Below are 26368 nucleotides of genomic sequence, written 5' to 3'. Positions count from 1 at the left end.
CCGGTGTCGGCATGAGCGAGGTCAAGTCGCACGAATTCGACTCCTTTCTCCAGAAGTCAGCCGGAGTCTACCGGCTTTTCATCCTCTACGGGCCCGACCGCGGGCTCGTCTCCGAGCGTGCCACTGCAATCGCCGCCCGTTGCGGCGTGCCGCTCGACGATCCGTTTTCCCTGTTGAAGCTCGATGTCAGCGAACTGACGCAATCGCCCGGACGGCTGCTCGATGAAGTAAACTCGATCGGCCTATTCGGTGGAGAAAAGCTCGTCTGGGTCCGTGGCGCAGCCAATGAAAAGCCGCTGGTCGATGCGTTGCAGATCCTTTCGTCCGAGCCACCGACCGGAAGCTATGTGATCGTCGAAGCCGGCGACCTCAAGAAGGGCTCCGCACTTCGAAAGATCGGCGAGAGCGGGCGTTCGGTCGCCTGTATCGCTTGCTACAGTGACGACGCGCGCAGCCTGCAGGCGCTGATCGACAAGGAACTCGGCGACGAGAAGCTGGGCATCAGCACCGCGGCACGGCAACGGTTGCTGGAGGCGCTCGGTGGCGACCGCCTGGCCTCACGAAACGAGCTGCGCAAGCTTGCGCTCTACTGCCGTGGCAAGTCCACGGTAGACGAAGAAGACGTGCTCGATATCGTTGGGGATGCCAGCGCCATCTCCGTCGACGATGCCGTCGATGCCGTGCTGAAGGGCGACCTCGATGGATTGCTGCATGCGATGCAGAAGATCACCACATCCAAGACGCCGGCCTTTCTGGTGCTGCAGGCGTGCCTGCGCCAGTTTCAGCAGCTCGATGTGATGCGCGCCGAGATGGATGCAAGCCGCCAGCAGGCGGGGCAAGTGATCGCCACGCTGGGGCGTGGGCTGCACTTTCGCCGCAAGCCGATCGTCGAGGCAGCCTTGAAGCATTGGTCGAGCCCGGCCATCCGCCGCGAGCTCAATCGCCTGCAGACGACCATCTTTCAGAGCCGCAGCCGCGCGAGCCTGGAGGAAAGCCTGGTGCTGCAGAACCTGATGGCGATCGCGGTGCAATCGGCGCGACGCTGACCTGCCTCTGTCGATCCAGTCCCGTTGCCGCAGCCTAGTGTTCGAATTTCGCCAACAGGTCTTCAGGCTGCATGAGGGAGATGGGTGGACCTCGCCGTCCGAAATTCAACTGGACGCCAAAAGATCTCATCATATCAAATAATTAGGCGCGCCGCTCGTTGGAGCGACGCGCCATCAATACGCCAAAGCAAAAATACGCACGAGTGGCTTATCGCCGCTCGAGCAGCCGGCAGATTTCTTCCAGTTGATCCAGCGTCTTGTAGGCGATGCGCAAATGACCACCGGATGCCTTGTGGTTCACGGTAACCTCAAGCCCGAGGCTATCCGACAACGTGCGCTCGAGCGCTAGCGTATCGGCATCCTTCTCGTCGCGACGGACGGTCTTGCCGTAATTCGGATCGTTCTGCGCGCGAATATCGTTCTGCGCGATGCGCTCGGCGTCACGCACCGAGAGCCCCTTGGCGATGATCGTCCGGGCGAGGGTAGCCGGATCCGAGGTCGGAATGAGTGCACGGGCATGTCCAGCCGAAAGCGCGCCTTCCGACAACATGTCCCGAACAGGTTCCGGCAGTTTCAAAAGACGCAGGCTATTGGCGACATGGCTTCGGCTCTTGCCGATGATCTCGCCGAGATCGTTCTGCGTATAGCCGTGCTCGGCGATCAACTGCTCGTAGCCAAGCGCTTCGTCGAGCGGATTGAGATCCGAACGCTGGACGTTTTCGACGATAGCGATTTCAAGCGCCGTGCGATCGTCGACGTCGCGAATGATAACCGGGATTTCGGTGAACCCGGCCAGTTGTGCGGCACGCCAGCGGCGCTCGCCGGCGATGATCTCGTAGCGATCGACGCCGATGGTGCGAGCAACGACAGGCTGGACAATACCATGCTGACGGATCGAATTGGCGAGATCCTGGAGTTCGGCTTCGTCGAACTGACGACGCGGGTTGCGCGGGTTGCGCGATACGAACTCGATCGGCACGCGCCGATCCGGATTGACCGGGGCAGGGGCAGCTGCCCCTGTTTGCAACGGCTGATCCATCTCGCCGATCAACGCGGCCAGTCCGCGACCAAGCCGCCTCTTCGAGCTATCGTCGTTCATATCGTCACCCGAGTTAAATTACGCTACCGAAATGATTATGCCGCTTTGCGCTGGCGCTCGCGTTGAATGACTTCGGAGGCCAGTTGCAGATAGGCCTGACTGCCAGCGCACTTCAGATCATAAAGAATGGCCGGCTTGCCATAGGAAGGCGCTTCCGAGACGCGAACATTGCGCGGGATCAGGGTGTGGTAGACCTTGTCGCCGAGATGCGTCCGCACATCGCTAACAACCTGCTGTGCCAGGTTGTTGCGCGAATCGAACATGGTCAGGACGATGCCCTGGATATCCAGGCTCGGATTCACGGTTCGGCGAATCTGATCCACAGTCTCCAGCAGCTGGCTCAGACCCTCGAGCGCGAAGAACTCGCACTGCAGAGGGACAAGCACCGAATGGGCGGCCGCCATCGCGTTCATCGTCAGCAAGTTGAACGATGGTGGGCAATCGACAAGCACGTAGGAATATTCCATCGCGGCGGGACTAACCAAGGCCTTGCGTAAACGGAAGACACGATCCGGTTCCTGCGAAATTTCCATCTCGACGCCGAGAAGGTCCATGGTCGATGGAATGATCGAGAGATTCGGAACGGCTGTCTGCTGAGCGATCTCGCCGATCCCGTGCGATCCCATCATCAGCTCATAGGATGACAGGTTCCGATCGCGGCGTTGAATGCCGAGCCCGGTGCTGGCGTTGCCCTGCGGGTCCAGATCAACGATCAAAACGTGTTCGCCGATAGCCGCCAATGCGGTCGCCAGATTGATGGCGGTCGTGGTTTTGCCGACGCCGCCTTTCTGATTTGCGATTGTGATGATCCGGTTTTTGCCACCAAACATGTTTCCGCTCGCGATCACTGGGCCCTGCGCGCCAGATTTGCGATCTCGAGCACGACAGAATCCGGCTCGACCACGCTTGGATGTTTTACCAGATCAAACTGATAGCGGCCAACGGCTTTGTCGATTTCGCGCTGGTAATCCCGCCCTTTATGGAAGTAGGCGACCGCTTTCTGCTCCTTCGCCGTCATCCATGGCGCAGAATAGTCGAGCAGCAAGGTCAAATCCGCGAGCGCGCGCGCCGAAACCGCGTCCGCGCGGGGAATCAATGCGCCTGCTTCTTCGATTCGAACCGGGTGAACCGAGCCGCGCGCACCCGTTTCGGCCAGGGCGACACGCAGAAAGGCAGCCTTCTTGTTGTTGCTTTCAACGAGATGGACCCAACCGTCGCCAAGTTCGGCGAGATAGATCGCCGTGATGACACCTGGAAAGCCGCCACCGCTGCCGAGATCGACCCAGGTCTTCGGACCAGGAGACAACTGCGCGAGCTGCAAGCTATCGACAATGTGCCGGCGCCAAAGATCCTCGATCGTGGACGGCGCAACAAGATTGATCGACTTCGCCCACTTCTGAAAGAGCTTGGCAAAATGCTCCAACCGTTCATTCGTTTCACGTGAAACACGCAGTCCGTTCAACACATCGATTGGACTCGCCTTCATTGTACGCTGGCCTTTTCTTCACGTTCTACGGTTCGGTTCTGTCGCTTCACCCACGCCAGGATCAGCGACGCTGCTGCCGGTGTCATACCGTCGACCTTCATCACGTGAGCCAGATTGCGGGGCGCCTGCTGCTTCAGCTTCTGCTTCAGCTCGTTGGAGAGGCCCGAGAGCATATCGAAGTCGAAGCCATCGGGTATGGCAAGATTTTCCTCGCGCTGAATGCCGGCGATATCCGCTGCCTGACGATCCATATAGACCGCATAGACCGCATCGATTTCAAGCGCCTCAACGACGCGCGGACCAATCGCCGACAGCTCGGGCCAGATGGGCTGCAAGCCGGCAATCGACTGATCGGGATAGGACAGGATCTCGAAAGCAGTGCGCCGTTGGCCATCCTGGTTGAGCTTAAGGCCATGACGGTTACCTTCAGCCGGCGTTACCGAGAGGCCTTCCAACAGGGCACGTCCTTCGTCGAAACGCGCGCGCCAATCGACAAAGCGTTCGCGCCGCGCAGCCGAGATGCAGCCGACCTCCATTGCAAGCGGTGTCAGGCGCGCATCGGCATTGTCGGCCCGCAGCGACAATCGATACTCCGCGCGGGAGGTGAACATGCGATAGGGCTCGGTGATCCCGCGCGACGTCAGGTCGTCGATCATGACACCAATATAGGACTGCGTCCGGCTGAACACGATTTCGGGACGGTTGGTCGCGGCCAAGGCGGCGTTCAAGCCGGCAACAAGACCTTGCGCGCCGGCTTCCTCATAGCCGGTCGTACCGTTGATTTGACCGGCGAGGAAAAGCCCTGGCATCTTGCGGACGGCAAGGGTCGCGTTCAGTTCACGCGGATCGACGTGATCGTACTCGATGGCATAACCAGGCTGCAGTATCGCGACATTCTCCAATCCTGGGATCGTCTTGATAAAGGCTTCCTGGATGTCAGCCGGCAGCGACGTCGAAATGCCGTTCGGGTAGATCGTATCGTCGTCGAGACCCTCCGGCTCCAGGAAGATCTGGTGGCCATCACGCTCGCCGAATCGTACGATCTTGTCCTCGATGGACGGACAATAGCGCGGTCCGACACCCTCGATCTGTCCCGAGTACATCGCCGACTTGCCGATATTATCGGTAATAATCTTGTGCGTCTCTTCCGTCGTCCGCGTCACACCGCAATCGATCTGGCGATTCACGATCCCGTCGGTCATGAACGAAAAGGGCACAGGATCTTCGTCTGGACCTTGCCGGCCAACACGCGCCCAGTCGATGGTGCGTCCATCCAGGCGGGCGGGCGTTCCGGTCTTCAGGCGGCCGAGCCGCAACCCAAAACGCAGCAAGGTTCCCGAGAGCCCGACGGACGGTTCCTCACCGACGCGACCGGCCGGTATCTTCTGATCGCCAATATGGATGAGGCCCTTCAAGAACGTGCCCGTCGTCAGAACAACGGAGTTCGCTTGAAAGCGGCGGCCGTCCTTCATGACGACACCGTGGATGCAGCCTTGCTCTTCCAGAAGGTCGAAGGCATCGCCCTCGATAACGGTCAGATTCTCGATGGCAGCGATCTCCCGCTGCATGGCTTCGCGATAGAGGCGGCGATCGGCTTGCGTACGCGGTCCGCGCACTGCCGGACCCTTACGGCGGTTGAGCAAACGAAACTGAATACCGCCGGCATCAGCGACGCGTCCCATCAAGCCGTCCATCGCGTCGATCTCGCGGACCAGATGTCCTTTTCCCAAGCCGCCGATCGCCGGGTTGCAGGACATAACGCCGATCGTCGATGCCTTGTGCGTGATCAACGCGGTGTTGGCGCCCAGACGCGCAGCCGCAGCCGCGGCTTCGCAGCCGGCATGGCCACCGCCAATGACGATTACGTCAAATTGCATCATTGCCTCTTCTCCGGGGTTGACCCGGCACGAATCGTTTCACGTGAAACACAACGAAGGACTCGCACACGTTGTATTGCTCTGACCTACTGGTTATTTCCCGATACAGAATTCAGAAAATATCACATCGAGAAGGTTCTCAACATCCACGCGGCCGGTTATCCGTCCAATTGCGTCGCCAGCAAGGCGCAACAGTTCCGCGCGTATATCCAGCCCCAAGTCCTGCCTTGCCAAGCTGTCGTCAATCGATCGCTGCGCCTGCCGGAGACTATCGACATGGCGCCGCCGCGAAGGCAGCGACAGCGAGGTCCGCCCACTGAGATCCGGCAGATGCGCCGCGATCGCGTCCAGCAGACCCTCCATGCCTTCGCCGCTTTTCGTCGAGACCAACACATCCGCGGCCCCCTCGCGCCAGCCATCACTGCCGCGATCAAGTTTGGTTCCGACGCGCAGCACGGGCGTCGTGTCGCATGGGAAGTCGGACATGACATCAAAACCGTCCGGCGCATCGGCCAACAGCAAGATCAGATCCGCTCGCTCGATAATTTCTCGTGCGCGACGAATACCTTCTTGCTCTACCTTCTCGTCGGTTTCCCGCAGCCCCGCAGTATCGTAGAGCTTTACCGAGAATCCGGCTAAGGAAAGATCCACGGAGAGAACGTCGCGGGTCGTACCGGCAATCTCGGTGACGATTGCAATGTCACGCTGGGCCAGTGCATTGAGCAAACTCGACTTGCCGGCGTTCGGCGCACCGGCGATGACGATCTTCAGGCCGTCGCGGATGATCTCCGCGACCGGCGCATCGGCAATATGTGCTGCTATCTCTTGCGACAGCATGGACATATCCTGCCAGATGCGCTCGCTGACCGCGCCCGGCACATCGTCTTCATCGGCAAAATCGAGCTCGGCCTCGATCATCGCTCGCGCATGGGTCAAGCGCTTCGCCCAGCCGGCATAGATCTTTGATTGTCCACCGCCGGAGTGTTCGATCGCGAGCCGGCGCTGCATTTCGGTTTCCGCAGCAATCAGGTCGGCGAGACCCTCCACCTCGACCAGGTCAAGCTTGCCGTTCTGGAAGGCGCGGCGCGAAAACTCACCGGCTTCCGCATGGCGCAAACCCTCGAGCTTCGAGAGTTCCTCAAGCAAGGCGTTTACTGCCGCCCGACCACCATGGATCTGAAGCTCGGCGCAGTCTTCTCCTGTAAAGGAGGCAGGTCCGCGAAAATAGAGAACAAGGCCGCTGTCGATGACATCGCCGTTACGGGACCGAATCGATCTCAATGTCGCCGACCGAGGTGTTGGCACACCACCACACAACGCCTGCAACACCGCTTCGGTGCGCCCGCCGCTGATACGCACGACTGCGACGCCGGCGGGCAGAGATCCGCTGGAAAGCGCATAAATCGTGTGCGTCGCTGTCATGGGCTCACCTGAAAAGACCGCGGACACGCAGGGCGCGTCGATGGTCGATGCAATGGGGATCGTCGAAGTTCCGGACCGGATCGTTCCGCTTCGCGGAGCGCGCTCACGCGGGGCAAACGCTATCTCAATGGGTCGGCGTGCTTATGCCGAAAGAATGCCGAAATTTCAAGGCCTCGCCGTATCCTCGTATTTCACGGTGCGCACGTGTTTCACGTGAATCAGCAGAAACGGTGTCTGTCTGATTGCGGGCCTAGTCGGAGATTGTTGCGAAACCGAATCGAATGATCGAAGAATCCGGCTAAGGTTTTGAAACGAGAAAACCGGCCGACGCGTGGTCGACCGTTCCCAAAGTCGGATGATGAACGCGTCTTAGGTGTTCATCGAGTCGAAGAAATCGCCGTTGTTCTTCGTCTGCTTGAGCTTGTCGATGAGGAACTCGATCGCGTCGGTCGTGCCCATCGGCGCCAGAATACGGCGCAGCACGAAGATCTTTTGCAGATCCTGGCGCGGAACGAGCAGGTCTTCCTTACGCGTACCGGACTTGAGAATGTCCATCGCCGGGAAGATGCGCTTGTCGGCGACCTTGCGGTCGAGCACGATTTCCGAGTTGCCTGTGCCCTTGAACTCTTCGAAGATCACTTCGTCCATGCGGCTGCCGGTGTCGATCAGCGCCGTCGCGATGATCGTCAACGAGCCGCCTTCTTCGATGTTACGGGCGGCACCGAAGAAGCGCTTCGGGCGCTGCAGAGCATTGGCGTCGACACCACCGGTCAAGACCTTGCCCGATGACGGAACAACGGTGTTGTAGGCGCGGCCGAGGCGGGTGATCGAGTCAAGCAGGATAACGACGTCACGGCCGTGTTCCACGAGGCGCTTGGCCTTTTCGATCACCATCTCGGCGACCTGTACGTGGCGGGTCGCCGGCTCGTCGAAGGTCGAGGACACGACTTCGCCCTTCACCGAGCGCTGCATGTCCGTCACTTCTTCGGGACGTTCGTCGATCAGGAGAACGATCAGGTAGCATTCCGGATGGTTCGCGGTGATCGAATGGGCGATGTTCTGCAGGAGAACAGTCTTACCGGTGCGCGGCGGAGCGACGATCAGGCCGCGCTGGCCTTTGCCGAGCGGCGCAACCAGGTCGATGACCCGGGCCGACAGATCCTTCGAGGTCGGAACGTCGAGTTCCATCTTGAAGCGCTCGTTCGGGTAAAGCGGCGTCAGGTTGTCGAAGTGAACCTTGTGACGGATCTTTTCCGGATCATCGAAGTTGATGGTGTTGACCTTGAGGAGGGCGAAGTAGCGCTCGCCTTCCTTCGGTCCGCGGATCGGACCCTCGACCGTGTCGCCCGTCTTCAGTGAGAAGCGGCGGATCTGGGAGGGCGAGATGTAGATATCGTCCGGACCGGGGAGGTAGTTTGCATTCGCCGAGCGCAGAAAGCCGAAGCCGTCCTGGAGCACTTCAACGACGCCTTCACCGATGATCTCGATATCCTGGGCCGCGAGCATCTTGAGGATTGCGAACATCAGCTCCTGCTTGCGCATCGTGCTGGCGTTCTCCACCTCGAGCTCCTCGGCGAAAGCGAGCAGATCGGTCGGCGTCTTGTTCTTGAGTTCTTGTAGCTTCATTTCAGCCATGAAGGATCCATGTTTGGTATGGGTAGTGGGGAGATGGCGAGTATTCGTTAGGGAGCTGCAGCAGGAAGGGGCAGGCTCTTGTCTTTGTCACAAGCCATGAAGAGGAGATGGCAGAAAATAGCGATTCACGTGAAACCCTGCAAGGGGCTGTCGCAAATTAGAAACGCCTATGACAGGCCGCAAATCGATTAAATTCAGAATGGCTTCACGACGACCATGATGACGATGAGGATCATCAAGAGGGTAGGCGCCTCGTTCATCAACCGCCAATAGCGCGCATCGTGCCTGTTCTCGTCGCGCTGAAAGGCGCGCACAGCACGACTGAAACGCATGTGGACACCGGTCAGCAGCACCACGAACAGAAGCTTGGCATGCAGCCAGCCACCCTGGAAGCCATAAACGCTCCAGGCCAGATAAAGCCCGAGCACCCAGGAAATCATCATGGCCGGGTTCATGATGACCTTCAGGAGCCGCAACTCCATCATCTTGAAGGTTTCCGACTGGGCGGAGCCGGGCTCCGCATCCGTGTGGTAGATGAACAGCCTGGGCATGTAGAGCAACGCCGCCATCCACGACATCACGGCGATAACATGCAGCGCCTTGATCCAGAGATAGAGATCATCCGGGCGCCAGACGAACAGACCGACGAGAAGCGCCACGAACGCACCAAGCGCGATCGCTGCCCTGAGCCGCGCCCTGTTGCCCGGCGCCCGGTCGGTCTGCTTCTCCGCCATCACCGCGCTCCACGAACTCGGGCAACCAGCGCCGAGACATGATCGGGATCGGCCTGCGGCGTTATGCCATGGCCGAGATTGAAGATCAGCGGACCGTGACCGAGTGCGTCGAGAATGCGGTCAATGCCTTCCTCAAGCGCCACGCCGCCGGCAACGACCCGCATCGGATCGAGATTGCCCTGTATCGGCCCTTCCTTCTGCAGATCCTTCGCAAAGGAAAGCGGAACGGTCCAGTCGAGACCGATCGCGTCAGCACCGGTCGCCTGCCGATATCCGTTCAACAGCTGCCCCGCGCCCTTCGCAAAGGCGATGATCCTTGCCTGCGGCCGCTGCGCCCGAACGGAGGCGATGATCCGCTGCACCGGCTTGACGGCGTAGCGGGCGAATTCCTCCTCACCGAGAACACCCGCCCAGGAATCGAAGATCTGCACGGCATCGGCGCCGGCATCGATCTGTCGCACGAGATATTCAGCCGATACATCCGCCAGAAAGGCGAGCAGATGATCGAAGGCTTCGGGATTGCGATACGCGAAGAGACGGGCAGGGGCCTGGTCCGGCGTCCCCTGTCCGGCGATCATATACGTCGCAACCGTCCAGGGAGCGCCACAGAAGCCGAGCAGCGTCGTTTCCGAGGGAAGCTCTGCGCGCAACCGCGAAACCGTCTCAAAGACCGGCTGGAGGTGTTCAGCGATGCCTTCAGGCTTCAGGAGACGGATACCATCATCATTGATCGGATCCATCCGTGGCCCATGGCCTTCCTCGAAGCGCACGTTGCGTTTCAGCGCATCGGGAATGACCAGGATGTCGGAGAAGAGAATGGCGGCATCGAAAGCGTAGCGACGGATCGGCTGCAACGTGACCTCGACTGCGAGATCGGGCGTGTAGCAAAGATCGAGGAAGCTTCCGGCTACGGCGCGCGTTGCCCTGTACTCGGGCAGGTAGCGTCCCGCCTGGCGCATGAGCCAGATCGGAGGAGGTGACACCGTCTTCCCCGCCAAAACCTCCAGAACCTTTCTGCGTGTTTCGGTCACGGATCGTCTCTCCCAATTTAAAATCAAAGATATTTAGAAGGTTTCTATTTCTTAGAGTCGGTGGGTATCAAGGATTAAAACAACGCACTGACTTGTCCACGACCGGCGATCACGACGCCCAGCGAAGGGAGAATGAGTTCGATCTCTGGAAAAACAACGTGGTCAATCTCAGAAAGGCATTTTGAATCAGTTCTTTAAGTCGCGTTCGATTTTTGACGCGCCTGTGGAAAAGCAGTTGATATGCGTGACACTTTGTCCGCGCCGTGAGTCTTGTCCACATCCGCCGCGAAACAATGTCCGCCGCAGCCCCAATTGTGAATAACTCGGCTGTTTTCCACTTGCCTGGATCCAGGCCCCGTCGTTAGCTGTGTTTCATCCCGGCTTATCAACAGCACCAGGAGAATTGCGTGGAGAACAAGAAAAACTACTTCCACCTTCACCTGATTTCGGACTCAACGGGCGAGACTCTGATTGCTGCCGGGCGCGCCGCCGCGGCCCAATTTCAAAGCTCGCATGCGCTCGAGCACGTCTATCCGCTGATCCGGAACCGCAAACAGCTGCTGCAGGTTCTCGACGCGATCGACGGCGCACCGGGCATCGTTCTCTATACGATCGTCGACCGCGAACTCGCCGACATCATCGATCGCCGTTGCCGCGAGATGGGCGTCCCTTGCGTCTCCGTGCTGGATCCCATCATCGACCTCTTTCAGTCCTATCTGGGATCCCCGTCGCGGCGGAGATCCGGTGCTCAGCATGTGATGGATGCGGAATATTTCGCGCGCATCGATGCGCTCAATTTCACCATGGACCATGACGACGGTCAGCTGCCGGCGGATTTCGACGACGCGGATGTCGTCCTCATCGGCATCAGCCGGACGTCGAAGACGCCGACCAGCATCTATCTCGCCAACCGTGGCATCAAGACAGCGAACATCCCGATCGTCCCCGGCGTACCGTTGCCTGAAAGATTGATGGAAGCGACGAAGCCGCTCGTCGTCGGGTTGATCGCGACGGCCGACCGTATCTCGCAAGTGCGCCAGCACCGGGTGCTCGGAACGACGCAAGGCTTTCACGGCGATGAGTACACCGACAAGGCCTCGATCACCGAGGAACTGAAATATGCCCGGTCGCTCTGTGCGCGCAACAATTGGCCGGTCATCGATGTCACCCGCCGTTCGATAGAGGAAACGGCAGCGGCAATCGTTGCCCTGCGTCCACGTCTGCGTTAGAGCGGATTCGAACAATTCGGGAACTTGAATGATGACATCTTCGCTCGTCCTGGCTTCGGCCAGCCCGTTTCGCCGGGCGCTCCTGGAGAATGCCGGCCTGGTCTTTGAAGCGAAGGCAGCCGAGATCGATGAGCGGGCGCTGGAAAAGCCGCTCGAGGATAAAGGCGCTGCGCCCGAAACCGTTGCGCTCGAACTGGCGGAAGCAAAGGCACGCGATGTCGCCAGGTATTTCGCAGACGCGCTGGTGATCGGATCCGATCAGACAATGTCATTGGGGTCGCGGGTCTACCACAAGCCGAAGACCATGGCGGAAGCTGCCGCACATCTGCTTTCGCTCTCCGGCCAGACGCACCGCCTGAACAGTGCCGTCGTCCTTTTGCGTGGCGAAGATGTCATCTGGCGCCATGTGTCTTCCGCCCACATGACCGTGCGCCCGCTGACGGCAGATTTCGTCGAGCGTCATCTAGAGCGTGTCGGCGAAAAGGCGCTTTCGAGCGTCGGCGCCTACCAGCTGGAAGGCGAGGGCATCCAGCTCTTCGAAAAGATCGAGGGCGACTACTTCACCATCCTCGGTCTTCCGATGTTGCCGCTGCTTGCCAAACTCCGCGAACTGGGAACGATCGATGCGTGATTCACGTGAAACATTTGTTAACCACGCCTTCGTCACCGGCTATCCGATCAAGCATTCCCGGTCGCCGCTGATCCACGGCTATTGGCTGAAACAGCTCGGTCTGCCCGGCAGCTATCGAGCGCACGAGGTCAAGCCGGAAGAATTCGCCGCCTTCATTGCCAGCCTCAAGGACGGGACATCCGGTTTCTGCGGTGGCAATGTGACCATCCCCCACAAGGAAGTGGCCTGTCGGCTGGTGGATCAGCCGGATGAGCTCAGCCAGGAACTCGGCGCCGCCAACACGCTGTGGGTTCAGGACGGAAAGGTGCATGCCACCAATACCGACGGCCGCGGCTTTGTTGCCAATCTCGACGAGCGGGCGGCCGGCTGGGACCGGACGTCGACGGCAGTCATTCTCGGCGCCGGCGGCGCAAGCCGGGCGATCATCCAGGCTGTTCGTGATCGCGGCATCGAGACGATCCATGTCGTCAATCGCACCGTCGAACGGGCGCAGGAACTTGCCGACCGGTTCGGTCCGGCGGTGGAAGCCCATCCGATGGGCGCACTCAAGGACGTGATGACCGGCGCAGGACTGTTCATCAATACCACCTCGCTCGGCATGGACGGCAGCAAAGCACCGGCGATCGACTTCGGCGTTATGGCTTCGAGCGCAGTCGTCACGGATATTGTCTATGTTCCGTTGAAGACGCCGATTCTGGCGCAGGCAGAGGTGCAGGGCTTTGCGATCGTCGACGGTTTGGGCATGCTTCTGCACCAGGCGGTGCCCGGCTTCGAACTCTGGTTCGGCTGTCGGCCGACGGTGGACGCCGACCTTCGACAATTGATTATCGACGACATGGACAGGCACTGATGATTATCCTTGGGCTCACCGGATCGATTGCCATGGGCAAGTCGACGACCGCCCAGATGTTTCGCGACTTCGGCGTGCCGGTGAACGATGCCGACGAGGTCGTGCATCAACTTTATAGCGCCGAGGCGGTGGCGCCGGTGGAAGCGGCGTTTCCCGGAAGTACGAAAGATGGAAAAGTCGATCGCGCCGAACTCTCGCGCCAGCTCATGCAGGCGCCGGAACGGCTGCGCGAGCTTGAGGCGATCGTCCATCCGCTGGTGCGCCGCAAGGAGCAGGAGTTCCTCGCGGAAAACCAGGCCGCCAGCGCGCCCTTCGTCGTCCTCGACATTCCTCTCCTGTTTGAAACGGGTGCGGACAAGCGGGTCGATCGCGTCGTCGTCGTGACCTGTTCGGCCGATCTGCAGCGCCAAAGGGCGCTGAAGCGCCCAGGAATGACCGAGGAAAAGCTTGCGATGATCCTTGCGCGTCAGGTGCCGGACAGCGAAAAGCGTAAACGCGCCGACTACATCATCGATACCAGCGACAGTTTCGACGTCACCCGGGGCCAGGTGAAGGCCGTCGTCGACCAACTCGCAGCCAGCAACGGAGACGCGGATGCGTGAGATCATCTTCGATACGGAAACGACAGGCCTCGACAATCGCGAGGACCGAGTGATCGAAATCGGCGGTGTCGAGCTCGAGAACCAATTTCCGACCGGCCGTACGCTGCACATCTATATCAATCCCGGCAACCGCAAGGTTCACCCGGATGCGCTCGCCATCCACGGGATCACCGACGAGTCCCTGAAGGACAAGCCGCCATTTGCCGATGTGGTCGACCAGATCCTCGAGTTTTTCGGCGACGCCCGTTGGGTCGCTCACAACGCCACCTTCGACATGGGCTTTATCAACGCCGAGTTTGCGCGTCTGGGCATGCCGCCGATCGCCATCGAGCGCGTGACCGACACGCTGGCGCTTGCCCGCCGCAAACACCCGATGGGGCCGAACTCGCTGGACGCGCTTTGCCGTCGCTACGGTATCGACAACTCGCACCGCGCCAAGCACGGCGCGCTTCTCGACTCCGAACTGCTGGCGGAAGTCTACATCGAGATGATCGGCGGCCGTCAGGCAGCACTCGGCCTTGTGTCCAGCAGATCGACCGATCAGGCAATCGAACTCGACGACGCGCCGATCCTTATCGGCCAGCGGCCGCGTCCCTTGCCGAACCGGCTCTCGGAGGCGGACCTGGCCGCCCACGCGGCGTTGATCGCGAAGATCGGCGCCAAGGCGATCTGGGCAAAATACGACCCCCAGGACTAAGGCAGATACGAAAAAGCCCGGCACATTGGCCGGGCCTTTCGTTTCAGCAATCTGAAATTCGATCAGTTTGCGGTTTCGTTCGAAACCTGGGCGCGGACCTTTTCTTCGGCCATGCGCTGAGCGAACATCTGCGCGAAATCGATCGGATCGATCATCAGCGGCGGGAAGCCGCCGTTGCGGGTTGCGTCGGCAACGATCTGACGGGCGAACGGGAACAGCAGGCGCGGGCACTCGATGAAGAGCAGCGGCAGCATGTGCTCCTGCGGGAAGCCGGCAACGCGGAAGACGCCGCCATAGGCGAGCTCGACGTTGAACAGGACGCGGTCGCCGTCCTTGGCTTCTGCGTTCAGCGAGAGCACGACGTCGAAATCGTTCTCTGCGAGCGGGTTGGCATTGACGTTGACGTTGATATTGATCGACGGCGCCTTGTCACGGGCCTGCAGCGAACGCGGCGCGCCCGGGTTTTCGAAGGAAAGGTCCTTGATATACTGGGCGAGGATGTTCAGCGTCGGGCTCTGCTGCGCGCTGCCGTTGCCGTTGGATGCGGTATCAGTCGTCATAAGGGTTCCTCGACAAAAATAGGTGAGGCCATCTAGCATTTCGGCCTAGGGCTTACAACCCTGCGGGCCCGGCGCTTTCCAGCGGGCGCTGGGTTTCTGCTCCAAGCGGAAAGCTGAAAGCATGCTCCGGAATATGGGCGATAGAGTGCCGTTCGCGCATTCTGTCACCGTGGCCTCTTGGCTAGGGCTGGCGGCGATCGCCGACCTGCGGCGGATCCTCGTCGTCCGTTCGCGAGAATTCGCCCTCATCGAGATCGATGACGCGCGGCGAGGGGCGAGGTTCGTGCGGCCGTGTCCAGCCGGCACCGGATGCCGCGGTCACGATCGTCATTCGCTTGCGCAGGAAACCGGCAACCGCATTTCGAACGAAAGACAGAAACAGCAGGAGGCCGATCACGTCGCTGACGAAGCCCGGCACCACCAGCAGGATCGCCGCGACGAACAGCAATGCGCCGCCAAGCACCTCCCGGCCCGGGTCGCTACCGTTGCGCGTGGCGTCCTGCATTCGCCGAATGACGGTAAATCCCTGGACTCTCAGCAGGATAACGCCGACAAATGCACTGGCAAGAACCAGCAGCAACGTCATCAGAAGGCCGATCTCTCGGCCAACGACAACAAAACCGGCGATCTCGGCCAACGGAAGCCCGAGGATGGCAAGGGGGATAAGAAATGAACGCATCGATGCTGCCCGAAAATGAAACCTGGTGTCACATCCCCGTCTAAGGGTGCGACATCGCCATTTGAATGATCTATCCTTGCGGACTATATGGAATAGCCACGAGAAATTCTAACAGCGGTTCCGGGTGGAAATGGGCTCTTTTGACTTCATCACGTTTTTTTTCCTGATCGCCGCGGTGGTCATTTTCCTCCAACTGCGCAGCGTCTTGGGCCGCCGGACCGGGAGCGAGCGGCCGCCGTTTGATCCGTATTCGCCACGCGACATGAGCCAGGGGCCGGAAAACGGCGACAAGGGCAAGGTCGTGCAGCTGCCGCGCCGCGAGAATGCGGACGAAGAAGCAAACCGCTACGAAATGATCGACGCTTTCGCCAAGACCGGAACGACGCTCAACACCCAGCTGCGGGCGCTGAGCGACGCGGATCAGGGTTTCGATCCCAAGGAATTCGTCAACGGCGCCAAGATGGCCTACGAGATGATCGTCATGGCTTTCGCGGATGGCGACCGAAAGACGCTGAAGAATCTGCTGTCCCGCGAGGTCTATGAAGGCTTCGACGCGGCGATCACCGATCGCGAGCGCAAGGGCGAAGTCGTCAAGTCCACCTTCGTCGGCATCGACAAGGCAGACATCATTCACGCCGAAGTGAAGGACAGCGAAGAGAACATCACCGTTCGCATCGTCAGCCAGCTGATTTCGGCGACCTATGACAAGCAGGGCGGCCTGATCGACGGCGACGCCGAGTCGGTTGCGGAGGTCAACGATCTCTGGACCTTCGCGCGCGACATTCGTTCGCGGGATCCGAACTGGAAGCTGATCGCCACCGAATCCGAAAACTGAGCGGACGCGGTACCCATGTCCTATCGACTTGAGCCAGCCCGTTTCGCCGAGCTTCCGGGCTGGCAACATGATGATCCGATCGCGGTGATCGAGGCGATGCGTCGCTGTCACCAGCATGTCTCGACGGTCAAACCCTATCGAGCGGGTTCTCTCGGGATTTCAGTCGACGATCTTTTGCCGGCCTTCTCCGCCTCGCGGCAGCAGGTTGGTAGCGGAGAGAACGCACGGGCGTTTTTCGAAGCGCATTTCGTCCCCTTCCGGATCGTGCCCGAAACGGGTTCCGGTTTTGTCACGGCCTTTTACGAGCCCGAGATCGATGTCCGCACCGAAGCGGACGAGACCTATCGTTATCCGCTCTACCGCCGACCGGACGATCTGGTCGATGTTCACGATGGCAACCGGCCGGAGGGCATGGATCCCTACTTCGCCTTCGGTCTCTCCGAGGGTGGCCGGATCAGCGAGTATCCGGACAGGCAAGCAATAGAGCAGGGCCATCTGGCCGGCCGCGGCCTGGAGATCGCCTATGCGAAGTCCAAGGTCGAGGTCTTCTTCGTTCATGTGCAGGGTGCCGCACGGCTCCGCTTCCCGGATGGTTCGCGTCGCCGCGTCACTTATTCGGCCAAGACCGGGCACTATTTCTCAGCTGTTGGCAAATTGCTGATCGAGCGCGGCAAGATCGATGCCGCCACCGTTTCGATGATGAGTATTCGCGACTGGCTGGAAGCGCATCCCGAGGAGGTCGATGAGGTTCTCTGGCACAACCGGTCATTCATCTTCTTCCGCGAGGCAGACGTCGAGGACGAGCGGCTGGGGCCGATTGCCGCCGCCAAGGTCTCGCTCGAACCGAACCGCTCATTGGCAGTTGATCGGCTGATCCACACCTTTGGCGTTCCTTTTTTTATCGCGAGCGAGAGCCTGACGCGGCTCGATGACGGAAAACCCTTCCAGCGTCTGATGCTGGCGCTCGATACGGGCTCGGCGATCGTTGGCCCGGCCCGCGGCGATATCTTTACCGGATCCGGTTTCGAGGCCGGTGAGCGGGCCGGAGCGGTTCGCAACGCGGCCGACTTTTACGTCTTCGTTCCCAAGGCGGCCGCGGCCCGTTACGGCCATGGCTAAGGACAAGAAACTCTCGGCCGAGGATCGCATTCTCTGGGGCAAGGTTGCCCGTTCGGCGAGACCGATGGCCGGTCGACTCGCCGACCTGATGGAGATTCTGGCCGAAGACGAACAGGCAAAACCTCCGGAAGAGGCGAAGGGCAAGCAGCGGCCGCACCAGCCGGCAACAGCTCTCGAGCAGCCGGGCATAGCGCTGACGAAGAAGCTAGGCGAAAAAGTGCATCATCCACTGGAGCGGCCGGTCAAGCGTAAGCTGGCAAAGGGGCACCTGGTGCTTGAGGGCCGGATCGACCTGCACGGCATGATCCAGAGCGAAGCGCACGGACTGCTTCTGCAGTTTCTGTTGCGGGCGCACGAGCGGGGGCTGCGACATGTGCTCGTCATTACCGGCAAGGGCACCTCGTTCGGCAGCGACGGCGCCTTGAAGCGGGCGGTGCCACTCTGGTTCTCGCTTCCCGAATTCCGGCCGCTGATTTCGTCCTATGAGCCGGCCGCCCGTAACCATGGCGGCGACGGCGCGCTCTACGTCCGCCTGGCGCGGGTGAGAGGCAGCGCGCTATGACGCCCTTCGGCCAGGCTCTGCGCGACCTCAGGCGCCGCAAGGGCGTGTCGCAGAAGGAGATGGCAAAGGCGATCGGCGTCTCGGCCGCTTATCTCTCGGCGCTCGAGCATGGAAAGCGCGGTGCGCCGAGCTTCGACTTCCTCCAGCGCGTCACCGGTTACTTCAACGTGATCTGGGACGAGGCGGAGGATCTGTTCCGCATTGCCAACGTCTCCTCGCCAAAAACGGTGCTCGACACGTCGGGTCTGACGCCGGAGCACACGGCCTTTGCCAACCGATTGAGCGAACAAATTCGCGCTTTGTCTCCGGAGACGATCCGCAAGCTGCAAGATGTTTTGGAAAAAGCCACATTTCCTGATAATGACAGGGGATGAATGCTTGTTTCCGGCCGCCGCGCGGCGGTCCGGGATTTGGAACCCTGGACAAATTTTCTATAGTCCAAGAGGCGTCCGAGACGTGATTCGCAACGAATCACCATGTCCGAAGAACCTGGAAAGACCCGTAGCTGAATGACCGACAATCCTGAGACCGAAACCGGCGCCAGCGCCGAATATGGTGCCGATTCCATCAAGGTGCTGAAGGGCCTGGATGCCGTACGCAAGCGGCCGGGCATGTATATCGGCGACACCGACGACGGCTCCGGTCTGCACCACATGGTGTACGAGGTGGTGGACAACGCGATCGACGAAGCGCTTGCGGGCCATGCCGACATCGTGACGGTGTCGCTCAATCCGGACGGCTCGGTGACGGTAACCGACAACGGTCGCGGCATCCCGACTGACATCCATAAGGAAGAGGGCGTCTCGGCGGCCGAGGTCATCATGACCCAGCTGCACGCCGGCGGTAAGTTCGACCAGAACTCCTACAAGGTTTCGGGCGGCCTGCACGGCGTCGGCGTGTCGGTGGTCAATGCGCTTTCGGTTTCGCTCAAGCTGAAGATCCGGCGCGCAGGCAAGATTCACGAGATGAGCTTCACCCACGGTGTCGCTGACGGCTCTCTCGCCGTTACCGGCGACGCCGGCGATGAGACCGGGACCGAGGTGACGTTCCTGCCGAGCAGCGAGACCTTCACCAAGACCGAGTTCGACTACAACACGCTCGAGCACCGCTTGCGCGAACTCGCGTTCCTGAATTCAGGCGTTCATATCATCCTCACCGACAAGCGCCATTCGGACATCCGCCAGGACGAGATGATGTACGAGGGCGGTCTTGAGGCCTACGTCGCCTATCTCGACCGCGCGAAGAAGCCGCTGGTGCACAAGCCGGTATCGATCCGCGGCGAGAAGGACGGCATCACCGTCGAAGTGGCGATGTGGTGGAACGACAGCTATCACGAAAACGTGCTCTGCTTCACCAACAACATCCCGCAGCGCGACGGCGGCACGCATATGGCGGGCTTCCGTGGCGCGTTGACCCGGCAGGTCACGTCCTATGCCGATACGTCCGGCATTACAAAGAGAGAAAAGGTCACGCTCCAGGGCGAGGACTGCCGCGAAGGCCTGACGGCCGTGCTTTCGGTCAAGGTTCCCGATCCGAAGTTCTCGTCGCAGACCAAGGACAAGCTGGTGTCGTCGGAAGTGCGACCGGTGGTCGAAAGCCTCGTCAACGAGGCGCTCAGCACCTGGTTCGAAGAACATCCGACCGAAGCCAAGATCCTCGTCGGCAAGGTGGTCGAAGCCGCTGCCGCCCGCGAAGCTGCCCGCAAGGCGCGCGAACTGACGCGCCGCAAGGGCGCGCTCGACATCTCGTCGCTGCCGGGCAAGCTGGCGGACTGCTCCGAGCGTGACCCGGCAAAGTCCGAAGTCTTCCTGGTGGAAGGGGACTCGGCGGGTGGTTCGGCCAAGCAGGGCCGGTCGCGCGAAAACCAGGCGATCCTGCCGCTGCGCGGCAAGATCCTCAACGTCGAGCGCGCGCGCTTCGACAAGATGCTGTCGAGCCAGGAAATCGGTACGCTGATCACCGCGCTCGGCACGTCGATCGGCAAGGACGAGTTCAACGCCGACAAGCTGCGTTACCACAAGATCATCATCATGACGGACGCCGACGTCGACGGCGCCCACATCCGCACCCTGCTGCTCACCTTCTTCTTCCGGCAGATGCCGGAACTGATCGAGCGCGGCCACATCTACATCGCCCAGCCGCCGCTCTATAAGGTGACGCGCGGCAAGTCGGCGCAGTATCTCAAGAACGAGCAGGCGCTCGAAGACTACCTGATTTCGATGGGTCTCGAGGAAGCGACGCTGCAGCTTGAATCGGGCGAAGTCCGCGCCGGGCAGGACCTGCGCGAGGTGATCACCGATGCCCTGCGCTTGCGTAACCTCATGAACGGGCTTCACTCGCGCTATAATCGGGCGATTGTCGAGCAGGCGGCCATCGCAGGCGCGCTGAACGTCGAGCTCAACGGCCAGCGCGACGAGTACGAAAAGACCGCCGCCGAGATCGCGCGTCGTCTCGACGTGATCGCCGAGGAAACCGAGCGCGGCTGGACCGGCACAGTTACCAGCGAAGGCGGGTTGCGGTTCGAACGCATGGTTCGCGGCGTCAAGGAATTCGCCGTACTCGACATGGCGCTGATCGGTTCGTCCGATGCCCGCTATATCGACCAACTGGCGTCAAAGTTGAAAGAGATCTACTCGGCACCGCCGGTATTGCGTCGCCGTGACGGCGCGCAGGAGGTCAGCGGCCCGCGTGCGCTTCTCGACGCGATCTTTGCCGCTGGCCGCAAGGGCCTGTCGATGCAGCGCTACAAGGGTCTGGGTGAGATGAACGCCGAGCAGCTCTGGGAAACGACGCTCGATCCGAACGTCCGCTCGCTGCTGCAGGTCCGGGTTACCGACGCCACCGACGCCGACGGCCTGTTCTCGCGTCTGATGGGAGACGAGGTCGAGCCGCGTCGCGAGTTCATTCAGGAGAATGCGCTGAGCGTCGCAAACCTCGACATCTGATCGAGGCCTATGCAGAGACATAAAGAAAATCCCGGCCTCAGAGCCGGGATTTTTCGTTGGCGCTTCATTCGCCCTTGAACCGCCCCTCGAAGGCGAACTCGCCGACCGGCTTGCGTTGGCTCGGGATTTCGCGTGCGCGCAGATCGTCCGGCAACGTCGAGGAATCGGCAAGCCGGCCGATCGCAACGGCGGCTTCGACCCGGTAGTGTTCGGGAACATTCAGGGCGTGCATCGCCTTGTCGCGATCGATACCGGCCATGCCATGGGTGTGCCAGCCCGCGAGCGAGGCCTGCAAAGCGAGGCTGTACCAGGCCGCCCCAGTGTCGAAGGCGTGGGTGTAGGCGTGCCGCATCTCGCCGTTCTGCGCTGCATTATGCGTTCTTGAAATCACGACCAGAAGTGCTGCCGCGTTCTTCGCCCAGCGCTGGTTTCCCTCGTCGAGCGTGTCGAGCAGCACCGGGAAGCGATCTGTGCCGCGGCGCGCATAGACGAAGCGCCAGGGTTGCCGGTTGCTGGCAGACGGCGCCCAACGCGCCGCTTCGAAGAAGGAAAGCAGGGTTTTTTCGTCGATTTCCTCATTGGTGAAGGCGCGGGGCGACCAGCGCTCGATGAACATGGCATCGATCGGATGGTCAGCTTTTCTGTTGTCGGTCGCCGTCATGGACAAGCCTCTTCTCGGTGTCGCGTGAACCTGGGAACGTCGCTGGACCGACTGGCGGCCCATGGTTTGATTCGCTTCGAACGCTACATGAGGACGGATGGCGAAGAAACGGGTTGGATGCATGGAAACGTGAGCGCCCGCGCGCCTTGTGCGCCTCAGGAAATTACAGAAACGGCGACTTGAGGTCATTGCCGATTCCAAGAAAAAAGTTGTATAAGTTCTGTAGGATTTGAGAGAGGACGGATCATGTCGTTTAAAGACCCATCATTGTTTCGCCAGGCAGCCCTCGTTGGCGGCGAGTGGATCGAGGCGGACGCGGCAAACGCGATCGAGGTGAACAACCCGGCGACGGGCGAGATCATCGGCCGGGTGCCGAAGCTCGGCGCCAAGGAAACGAGGGCTGCGATCGAGGCCGCGCGCGTCGCCCAGAAGACCTGGGCAGCGCGCACGGCCAAGGACCGCGCCGGCGTGCTGCGCAAGTGGTTCGAGCTGATGATCGAGAACAAGGACGATCTCGGCCGCATCCTGACCCTGGAGCAGGGCAAGCCGCTCACTGAGGCGACCGGCGAGATTGTCTACGGTGCAAGCTTCGTCGAGTGGTTTGCCGAAGAGGCGCGCCGCATCTATGGCGACCTGATCCCCGGCCACCAGCCCGACAAGCGCATCCTGGTCATGAAGCAGCCGATCGGCGTCGTTGCGGCGATCACGCCCTGGAACTTCCCCAATGCGATGATCACCCGCAAGGCCGGCCCGGCCTTTGCCGCCGGCTGCGCCATGGTGTTGAAGCCGGCTGCCCAGACGCCGTTCTCGGCGATCGCCATTGCGATCCTTGCCGAGCGTGCCGGCCTGCCGAAGGGCCTCTTCAGCGTCATCACCGGTTCTGCCCGCGAGATCGGCGCCGAGATGACCTCGAACCCGGTCGTGCGCAAGCTCACCTTCACCGGCTCGACGGAGGTGGGGGCCGAGCTCTACCGCCAGAGTGCTGCCACCATCAAGAAGCTCGGGCTGGAACTCGGCGGCAATGCGCCGTTCATCGTCTTCGACGATGCCGATCTCGATGCCGCGGTCGAAGGCGCGCTGATCGCCAAGTTCCGCAACAACGGCCAGACCTGCGTGTGCGCCAACCGCATCTATGTTCAGGACAAGGTCTATGATGCCTTCTCCGACAAGCTCGCCAAGGCGGTCGCCAAGCTGAAGATCGGCAACGGTCTCGACGAAGGCGTGATCCTTGGCCCGCTGATCGACAAGGCGGCGCTGGAAAAGGTCGAGGAGCACATCGCCGATGCGACGTCGAAGGGCGCACGCGTCATCCAGGGCGGCAAGCGCCACACGCTCGGCGGCACCTTCTATGAGGCGACGGTTTTGGCCGACGTCACCCAGGCGATGGCGGTTGCGCGTGAAGAAACCTTCGGGCCGGTGGCCCCGCTCTTCCGCTTCACCGACGAGGCGGATGTCGTCGAGCAGGCCAACGACACCGAGTTCGGTCTCGCGTCCTACTTCTACGCCAAGGACCTGGCGCGGGTGTTCCGGGTCGCCGAAGCGCTGGAATACGGCATGGTCGGCGTCAACACCGGGCTGATCTCGACGGCGGAAGCGCCGTTCGGCGGCGTCAAGCTTTCCGGACTTGGCCGCGAGGGCTCGCGCTACGGCATCGAGGAGTTCACCGAGATCAAATACGTCTGCCTCGGCGGCGTTGCGTAAGATACGGTACCCAATCTGAAAAACCGGCCGGAAAGTTCTGGCCGGTTTTTTTCTTTGCCGGTAGAAATCTCGTGATTGCGGGATTGAGGCATCGCTCGTCCCGTCGCATAGCAGGAGGAGACGACCCATGCCGGCACCGAAGAACCCTTTCAAAGCAGCCCTGCGCGAAAACCGCTTCCAGCTTGGGCTCTGGGTGGCGCTAGCCAGCCCTTATGCGGCCGAAGTGGTGTCCGGCAGCGGCTATGACTGGCTGCTCATCGACGGCGAACATGCGCCGAACGATATCCCGCTGCTGTCCGCACAGTTTCGTGCCGTCTCCGCATCGGCGAGCCACCCGATGGTTCGCCTGCCGGTGGGCGATACCGTGCTGATCAAACAGATTCTCGATACCGGCGTGCAGACCCTCCTGATCCCGATGGTCGAGAGCCTGGCGCAGGCGCAGCAGTTGGTGCGCGCCACCCGCTATCCGCCCCATGGTATTCGCGGCGTCGGCGCCGCCCTCGGGCGGGCCTCGGAGTTCGGCCGTATCGGCGACTATCTTCAGACCGCCGGCGACGAAATCTGCCTGATCCTGCAGATCGAGAGCCGCGCAGGTCTTGCCGCCATCGACGAGATTGCCGCGCTCGATGGCGTCGACGGCCTGTTCATTGGCCCCTCCGATCTGGCGGCCGACATGGGTTACCTCGGCAAGCCGGGTCATCCGGAGGTGCGCGCGGCGATCGCTGACGCGTTTGAGCGCATCAAGAAGGCCGGCAAGGCGCGGGGCATCATGACGCTCGATCTCGAACAGGCGCGAGACTATCGCGAGATGGGCGCCGATTTCATGGCGATCGGCACGGATGTCACCTCGCTCGTGCGCGCGACGACGGCATTACGCCAGGAGTTTCTCGGCGAGGCGACGTCGGTTCCGAAAAAGCAGGAATCCGGCTACTGATCGCAGATTGCCTGGAGCTCGGGCATGGCTACGCCGGGGCTCCAACGCCGCAAATCGACGATCCGCCGTTCGATCTTTTCGCGATGATGATTGGCGATATCGCCTAGGCGGTGGTTGAGGAACGGGTTTCTGAAGCGTTCCAGCGTCGCGGTCACGTAGTCTGCCGCTTCGCTCTCCAGGCCTTTTGCGGCAAAGGCGGGGATCACTTCGGATTGGTAGATTTTGTCCAAGTGCGCGGCAATGCCGGGGTCGGCCAGGATTTTCCGAACGGTCTCGTTCTGGTCGCGACCTTGCCTAAGCCAGAGCTCGGCGAGCACCGTGTGGCCGAGATTGAGAATGTGAAGCTTCAGCTTCTCGTAAGGCGTCAGGTCATCCACGAGCTTCACGCACGGATGGATGCAAGGGAGCCGCAGGCCGGACTGGTTTTCGATCGCCCAGAGCGCATAAGGTTCGGCAATTGCACCGGCAGGCTCGAGCGGCTCGGAGACGATGCGGTCGACCAGCGTGTTGGCCCAGACGACATCCTTGTCCAGCCAGTCGATAAAGGCGCTGTTTCCCATCCGCTCCGCCGCGAGCCGCAGCATCAGCGCCTTCAACACGTCGCCGTTGCGCGACACGAGCTCGCAAGGAAGAATCGTCAGCGGGCGTCGCGCCGCGTCGAAACGCGCCTTCAAGAGCAGGAGCAGCTTGCCCGGAAAGGAAAGCGGAATGTCGGTTATCAGGTCGTTGTCGCCGACCTGGTAACCGGTATCGCCGGTGTTGGAGATCAGGATTTCGGCTTCCTCGGCGATAATCGCCCGGATCTCGCCCCAGTTTTGAGCGGTCGAAAGCGCGCGCGCCACGCTTGTCACTTGCTGCGTCGCGTCGATCGTCTCGCCTTCCTGGATGCCACGGATGATGACGGGAAAGCCTTCCGGCCGGGCAAGGGCTGCAAGGCGTCCAGACCGTTCGCTCGACCCTGTCGTTTGCACGATGGTGATCGGACCGGGCGCTTCCCCCTTCGTCAACGCTTCGCTGATGAAGAGATCGGCATGCGCCTGAAGAAAGCGGCTTGTCCCGAATTGCACGATCGGCGTCGGCATGCATAGGCTCCGATAGCTGGCTATGGAATGGATTGGAGAAGGGTTTCGCGAGCGGACTGAAGGTGTCGCCGGCAGGCCTGTTCCGCCTTGGCCGGGTCGTGCGAACGCAGTGCTTCGATATAGGCGAGGTGTTCTTCGAGCGCGCGGGCGTTGCGCTGGCGGGCATTCGTCTTGTTCCACTGGTAGTGATAGTGGAAGACGATCGCGATGATGTCGTAGAAATCGACGATGAACCGGTTGCTCGATGCCTTGTGCACCAGCAGGTGAAACTGCTCGTCGAGCTCGGAGAACTCCCGGTAGCGATTGTCGATGTCGGCTAGGATGTCCCGGTGCAGGGCCTCGATCTCCCGAAGCTCTTCCCAGGCCGGATGGTTGTCGGGCAAAGAGACGAAGCGCGCGGCCGAGCGCAGTTCGAACATCTCGCGCACTTCCGTCAGTTCCAGCGCGAATTCGCGGGTGAAACCCTTGAGGATCCAATGGCTGTTCGGCCGCTTCTCGATCAGGCCGAAGCGGCTGAAGCGGATCAGGAATTCACGCACGCTGGTCGTGCCGGTTCCAATGTCGCGCGCCAGTTCCAGTTCGTTGATCTGCATGCCCGGCTCGGCGCCGCCGGCGAGAATCCGGCGCATGAAGCTGCGCTCGATGATCTCGGCGAGTGAATCCGTCTCTTCCGTCGGAAAATAATCGTCGGGCCGGGGTTGTCGCAGCACGCTCTTTTTGCGCTTGTCCCAGGCAATCAGCTGCAGTTCCTCGAAGCGGCTGAGGATCGCGCGCACCGTCGTCCGGCTGACGCCGAGCATCTGCCCGAGTTCTGGCTCGGAGGGCAGCGAGGATGTGTCCGCCAGCAACTTCAGGCAGCGGTTATAGGCATCCTTGAAGACGGTGTTCTGTTTTGCCATGGGCGACGTCCGGATCGTTCGAAGTTTTCTGCGCTTACGCGGAAGGCTCCTC

The 26368-nt window shown here is 61.0% G+C and carries 26 protein-coding genes; 13 read left to right on the top strand and 13 right to left on the bottom strand.

The genetic code is table 11. From position 1 onward, the window contains the following. Nucleotides 1-11 precede the first annotated feature (11 nt). Entirely contained in the window at nt 12-1046 is a 1035-nt protein-coding gene (holA, locus tag OVA00_RS19495; RefSeq protein ID WP_113079595.1) for a DNA polymerase III subunit delta, read from the top strand. Between the two features lie 208 nt (nt 1047-1254). Here holA and OVA00_RS19490 read toward each other — a convergent pair whose 3' ends face one another. From OVA00_RS19490 to hemE, 8 genes are all read right to left on the bottom strand, one after another. Further along, nucleotides 1255-2145, bottom strand: a complete 891-nt coding sequence (locus OVA00_RS19490) for a ParB/RepB/Spo0J family partition protein (RefSeq protein ID WP_034800146.1) — start codon at nt 2143-2145, stop codon at nt 1255-1257. 35 nt (nt 2146-2180) lie between these two features. After that, nucleotides 2181-2975, bottom strand: a complete 795-nt coding sequence (locus tag OVA00_RS19485) for a ParA family protein (protein ID WP_060521519.1) — start codon at nt 2973-2975, stop codon at nt 2181-2183. 14 nt (nt 2976-2989) lie between these two features. Then, nucleotides 2990-3631: a 16S rRNA (guanine(527)-N(7))-methyltransferase RsmG gene (gene rsmG / locus OVA00_RS19480; RefSeq protein WP_034800144.1), complete on the bottom strand. Its 642-nt coding sequence runs from the start codon at nt 3629-3631 to the stop codon at nt 2990-2992. Continuing rightward, nucleotides 3628-5511 carry a tRNA uridine-5-carboxymethylaminomethyl(34) synthesis enzyme MnmG gene (gene mnmG / locus OVA00_RS19475; RefSeq protein ID WP_268089482.1) on the bottom strand — a complete coding sequence of 628 codons (1884 nt, stop codon included), beginning with the start codon at nt 5509-5511 and terminating at the stop codon, nt 3628-3630. Before mnmG ends, rsmG begins: the two co-directional genes overlap by 4 nt. Before the next feature lie 90 nt (nt 5512-5601). Next, complete coding sequence (gene mnmE, locus OVA00_RS19470) at nt 5602-6930, bottom strand: tRNA uridine-5-carboxymethylaminomethyl(34) synthesis GTPase MnmE (protein WP_268089481.1); 1329 nt, start codon at nt 6928-6930, stop codon at nt 5602-5604. Nucleotides 6931-7299: 369 nt separating this feature from the next. Beyond that, nucleotides 7300-8565 (bottom strand): transcription termination factor Rho, encoded by a 1266-nt coding sequence (gene rho, locus OVA00_RS19465; RefSeq protein ID WP_089044254.1) that lies wholly within the window; start codon nt 8563-8565, stop codon nt 7300-7302. 194 nt (nt 8566-8759) lie between these two features. Beyond that, nucleotides 8760-9302 carry a protoporphyrinogen oxidase HemJ gene (hemJ, locus tag OVA00_RS19460; RefSeq protein ID WP_089044253.1) on the bottom strand — a complete coding sequence of 181 codons (543 nt, stop codon included), beginning with the start codon at nt 9300-9302 and terminating at the stop codon, nt 8760-8762. Beyond that, nucleotides 9299-10330: a uroporphyrinogen decarboxylase gene (gene hemE, locus OVA00_RS19455; RefSeq protein ID WP_110819707.1), complete on the bottom strand. Its 1032-nt coding sequence runs from the start codon at nt 10328-10330 to the stop codon at nt 9299-9301. Before hemE ends, hemJ begins: the two co-directional genes overlap by 4 nt. Before the next feature lie 407 nt (nt 10331-10737). On the opposite strand from hemE, the gene OVA00_RS19450 reads away from it, so the two are divergent. From OVA00_RS19450 to dnaQ, 5 genes are read left to right on the top strand one after another with little or no spacing between them, the layout of a single operon-like run. Beyond that, a complete protein-coding gene (locus OVA00_RS19450; protein ID WP_034800138.1) occupies nt 10738-11559 on the top strand; it encodes a pyruvate, water dikinase regulatory protein in 822 nt (273 codons plus the stop codon). A gap of 31 nt (nt 11560-11590) precedes the next feature. Next, complete coding sequence (locus OVA00_RS19445) at nt 11591-12190, top strand: Maf-like protein (protein ID WP_060521587.1); 600 nt, start codon at nt 11591-11593, stop codon at nt 12188-12190. After that, entirely contained in the window at nt 12183-13040 is an 858-nt protein-coding gene (locus OVA00_RS19440; RefSeq protein ID WP_268089480.1) for a shikimate dehydrogenase, read from the top strand. The genes OVA00_RS19445 and OVA00_RS19440 overlap by 8 nt, the downstream gene beginning before the upstream one ends. Then, the gene (coaE, locus tag OVA00_RS19435) at nt 13040-13642 is read left to right on the top strand and encodes a dephospho-CoA kinase (RefSeq protein ID WP_113293390.1); all 603 of its coding nucleotides are present in this window, start codon (nt 13040-13042) and stop codon (nt 13640-13642) included. Before OVA00_RS19440 ends, coaE begins: the two co-directional genes overlap by 1 nt. Next, nucleotides 13635-14339, top strand: a complete 705-nt coding sequence (dnaQ, locus tag OVA00_RS19430) for a DNA polymerase III subunit epsilon (protein WP_060521525.1) — start codon at nt 13635-13637, stop codon at nt 14337-14339. The genes coaE and dnaQ overlap by 8 nt, the downstream gene beginning before the upstream one ends. A 62-nt stretch (nt 14340-14401) precedes the next feature. On the opposite strand, the gene secB is transcribed toward dnaQ, so the two are convergent. Both secB and OVA00_RS19420 read right to left on the bottom strand, forming a co-directional pair. Further along, on the bottom strand, nt 14402-14899 hold the full coding sequence (secB, locus tag OVA00_RS19425; protein ID WP_060521526.1) for a protein-export chaperone SecB: 498 nt from the start codon (nt 14897-14899) through the stop codon (nt 14402-14404). Nucleotides 14900-15080: 181 nt separating this feature from the next. Beyond that, on the bottom strand, nt 15081-15578 hold the full coding sequence (locus tag OVA00_RS19420; RefSeq protein ID WP_268089479.1) for an FxsA family protein: 498 nt from the start codon (nt 15576-15578) through the stop codon (nt 15081-15083). Nucleotides 15579-15708: 130 nt separating this feature from the next. Between OVA00_RS19420 and OVA00_RS19415 the strand changes: the two genes are divergently transcribed. The 5 genes from OVA00_RS19415 to gyrB all read left to right on the top strand — a co-directional run bounded on the left by OVA00_RS19415 (nt 15709) and on the right by gyrB (nt 21039). After that, on the top strand, nt 15709-16413 hold the full coding sequence (locus tag OVA00_RS19415) for a Tim44/TimA family putative adaptor protein (RefSeq protein ID WP_034800130.1): 705 nt from the start codon (nt 15709-15711) through the stop codon (nt 16411-16413). A gap of 15 nt (nt 16414-16428) precedes the next feature. Continuing rightward, nucleotides 16429-17532, top strand: coding sequence for a murein transglycosylase A (gene mltA / locus OVA00_RS19410; protein ID WP_112985727.1), 1104 nt, complete (start codon nt 16429-16431; stop codon nt 17530-17532). Continuing rightward, a complete protein-coding gene (locus OVA00_RS19405) occupies nt 17525-18094 on the top strand; it encodes a Smr/MutS family protein (RefSeq protein WP_060583750.1) in 570 nt (189 codons plus the stop codon). The genes mltA and OVA00_RS19405 overlap by 8 nt, the downstream gene beginning before the upstream one ends. Then, nucleotides 18091-18468 (top strand): helix-turn-helix domain-containing protein, encoded by a 378-nt coding sequence (locus OVA00_RS19400; RefSeq protein WP_034800122.1) that lies wholly within the window; start codon nt 18091-18093, stop codon nt 18466-18468. Before OVA00_RS19405 ends, OVA00_RS19400 begins: the two co-directional genes overlap by 4 nt. 135 nt (nt 18469-18603) lie before the next feature. Further along, a complete protein-coding gene (gene gyrB, locus OVA00_RS19395) occupies nt 18604-21039 on the top strand; it encodes a DNA topoisomerase (ATP-hydrolyzing) subunit B (protein WP_034800121.1) in 2436 nt (811 codons plus the stop codon). 64 nt (nt 21040-21103) lie between these two features. Here the strand turns inward: gyrB and OVA00_RS19390 are convergent, their stop codons facing one another. Continuing rightward, on the bottom strand, nt 21104-21700 hold the full coding sequence (locus OVA00_RS19390; protein WP_113552995.1) for a nitroreductase family protein: 597 nt from the start codon (nt 21698-21700) through the stop codon (nt 21104-21106). 246 nt (nt 21701-21946) lie between these two features. Here OVA00_RS19390 and gabD point away from each other — a divergent pair, with 246 nt between their 5' ends. Continuing rightward, a complete protein-coding gene (gene gabD / locus OVA00_RS19385; protein WP_060521530.1) occupies nt 21947-23401 on the top strand; it encodes an NADP-dependent succinate-semialdehyde dehydrogenase in 1455 nt (484 codons plus the stop codon). Nucleotides 23402-23528: 127 nt separating this feature from the next. Further along, nucleotides 23529-24335, top strand: a complete 807-nt coding sequence (gene hpaI / locus OVA00_RS19380) for a 4-hydroxy-2-oxoheptanedioate aldolase (RefSeq protein ID WP_060608968.1) — start codon at nt 23529-23531, stop codon at nt 24333-24335. Here the strand turns inward: hpaI and OVA00_RS19375 are convergent. Continuing rightward, nucleotides 24329-25417 (bottom strand): mannitol dehydrogenase family protein, encoded by a 1089-nt coding sequence (locus OVA00_RS19375; RefSeq protein ID WP_268089478.1) that lies wholly within the window; start codon nt 25415-25417, stop codon nt 24329-24331. The two genes, hpaI and OVA00_RS19375, sit on opposite strands and share 7 nt — an antisense overlap. A gap of 20 nt (nt 25418-25437) precedes the next feature. Next, on the bottom strand, nt 25438-26316 hold the full coding sequence (locus OVA00_RS19370) for a GntR family transcriptional regulator (protein WP_060608961.1): 879 nt from the start codon (nt 26314-26316) through the stop codon (nt 25438-25440). Nucleotides 26317-26368: the final 52 nt, after the last annotated feature.

This window comes from Ensifer sp. SL37 (assembly GCF_026672675.1).
Lineage (GTDB): Bacteria > Pseudomonadota > Alphaproteobacteria > Rhizobiales > Rhizobiaceae > Ensifer > Ensifer adhaerens.
This window is presented reverse-complemented; position numbering and strand designations above follow the sequence as displayed.

Excerpts from the sequence above, each read along its gene's own strand:
- holA (WP_113079595.1), top strand. The coding sequence starts at position 12 with ATGAGCGAGGTCAAGTCGCACGAATTCGACTCCTTTCTCCAGAAGTCA.
- OVA00_RS19490 (WP_034800146.1), bottom strand. The coding sequence starts at position 2,145 with ATGAACGACGATAGCTCGAAGAGGCGGCTTGGTCGCGGACTGGCCGCG.
- OVA00_RS19485 (WP_060521519.1), bottom strand. The coding sequence starts at position 2,975 with ATGTTTGGTGGCAAAAACCGGATCATCACAATCGCAAATCAGAAAGGC.
- rsmG (WP_034800144.1), bottom strand. The coding sequence starts at position 3,631 with ATGAAGGCGAGTCCAATCGATGTGTTGAACGGACTGCGTGTTTCACGT.
- mnmG (WP_268089482.1), bottom strand. The coding sequence starts at position 5,511 with ATGATGCAATTTGACGTAATCGTCATTGGCGGTGGCCATGCCGGCTGC.
- mnmE (WP_268089481.1), bottom strand. The coding sequence starts at position 6,930 with ATGACAGCGACGCACACGATTTATGCGCTTTCCAGCGGATCTCTGCCC.
- rho (WP_089044254.1), bottom strand. The coding sequence starts at position 8,565 with ATGGCTGAAATGAAGCTACAAGAACTCAAGAACAAGACGCCGACCGAT.
- OVA00_RS19445 (WP_060521587.1), top strand. The coding sequence starts at position 11,591 with ATGACATCTTCGCTCGTCCTGGCTTCGGCCAGCCCGTTTCGCCGGGCG.
- OVA00_RS19440 (WP_268089480.1), top strand. The coding sequence starts at position 12,183 with ATGCGTGATTCACGTGAAACATTTGTTAACCACGCCTTCGTCACCGGC.
- coaE (WP_113293390.1), top strand. The coding sequence starts at position 13,040 with ATGATTATCCTTGGGCTCACCGGATCGATTGCCATGGGCAAGTCGACG.
- dnaQ (WP_060521525.1), top strand. The coding sequence starts at position 13,635 with ATGCGTGAGATCATCTTCGATACGGAAACGACAGGCCTCGACAATCGC.
- secB (WP_060521526.1), bottom strand. The coding sequence starts at position 14,899 with ATGACGACTGATACCGCATCCAACGGCAACGGCAGCGCGCAGCAGAGC.
- OVA00_RS19420 (WP_268089479.1), bottom strand. The coding sequence starts at position 15,578 with ATGCGTTCATTTCTTATCCCCCTTGCCATCCTCGGGCTTCCGTTGGCC.
- OVA00_RS19415 (WP_034800130.1), top strand. The coding sequence starts at position 15,709 with ATGGGCTCTTTTGACTTCATCACGTTTTTTTTCCTGATCGCCGCGGTG.
- mltA (WP_112985727.1), top strand. The coding sequence starts at position 16,429 with ATGTCCTATCGACTTGAGCCAGCCCGTTTCGCCGAGCTTCCGGGCTGG.
- OVA00_RS19405 (WP_060583750.1), top strand. The coding sequence starts at position 17,525 with ATGGCTAAGGACAAGAAACTCTCGGCCGAGGATCGCATTCTCTGGGGC.
- OVA00_RS19400 (WP_034800122.1), top strand. The coding sequence starts at position 18,091 with ATGACGCCCTTCGGCCAGGCTCTGCGCGACCTCAGGCGCCGCAAGGGC.
- gyrB (WP_034800121.1), top strand. The coding sequence starts at position 18,604 with ATGACCGACAATCCTGAGACCGAAACCGGCGCCAGCGCCGAATATGGT.
- OVA00_RS19390 (WP_113552995.1), bottom strand. The coding sequence starts at position 21,700 with ATGACGGCGACCGACAACAGAAAAGCTGACCATCCGATCGATGCCATG.
- gabD (WP_060521530.1), top strand. The coding sequence starts at position 21,947 with ATGTCGTTTAAAGACCCATCATTGTTTCGCCAGGCAGCCCTCGTTGGC.
- hpaI (WP_060608968.1), top strand. The coding sequence starts at position 23,529 with ATGCCGGCACCGAAGAACCCTTTCAAAGCAGCCCTGCGCGAAAACCGC.
- OVA00_RS19375 (WP_268089478.1), bottom strand. The coding sequence starts at position 25,417 with ATGCCGACGCCGATCGTGCAATTCGGGACAAGCCGCTTTCTTCAGGCG.
- OVA00_RS19370 (WP_060608961.1), bottom strand. The coding sequence starts at position 26,316 with ATGGCAAAACAGAACACCGTCTTCAAGGATGCCTATAACCGCTGCCTG.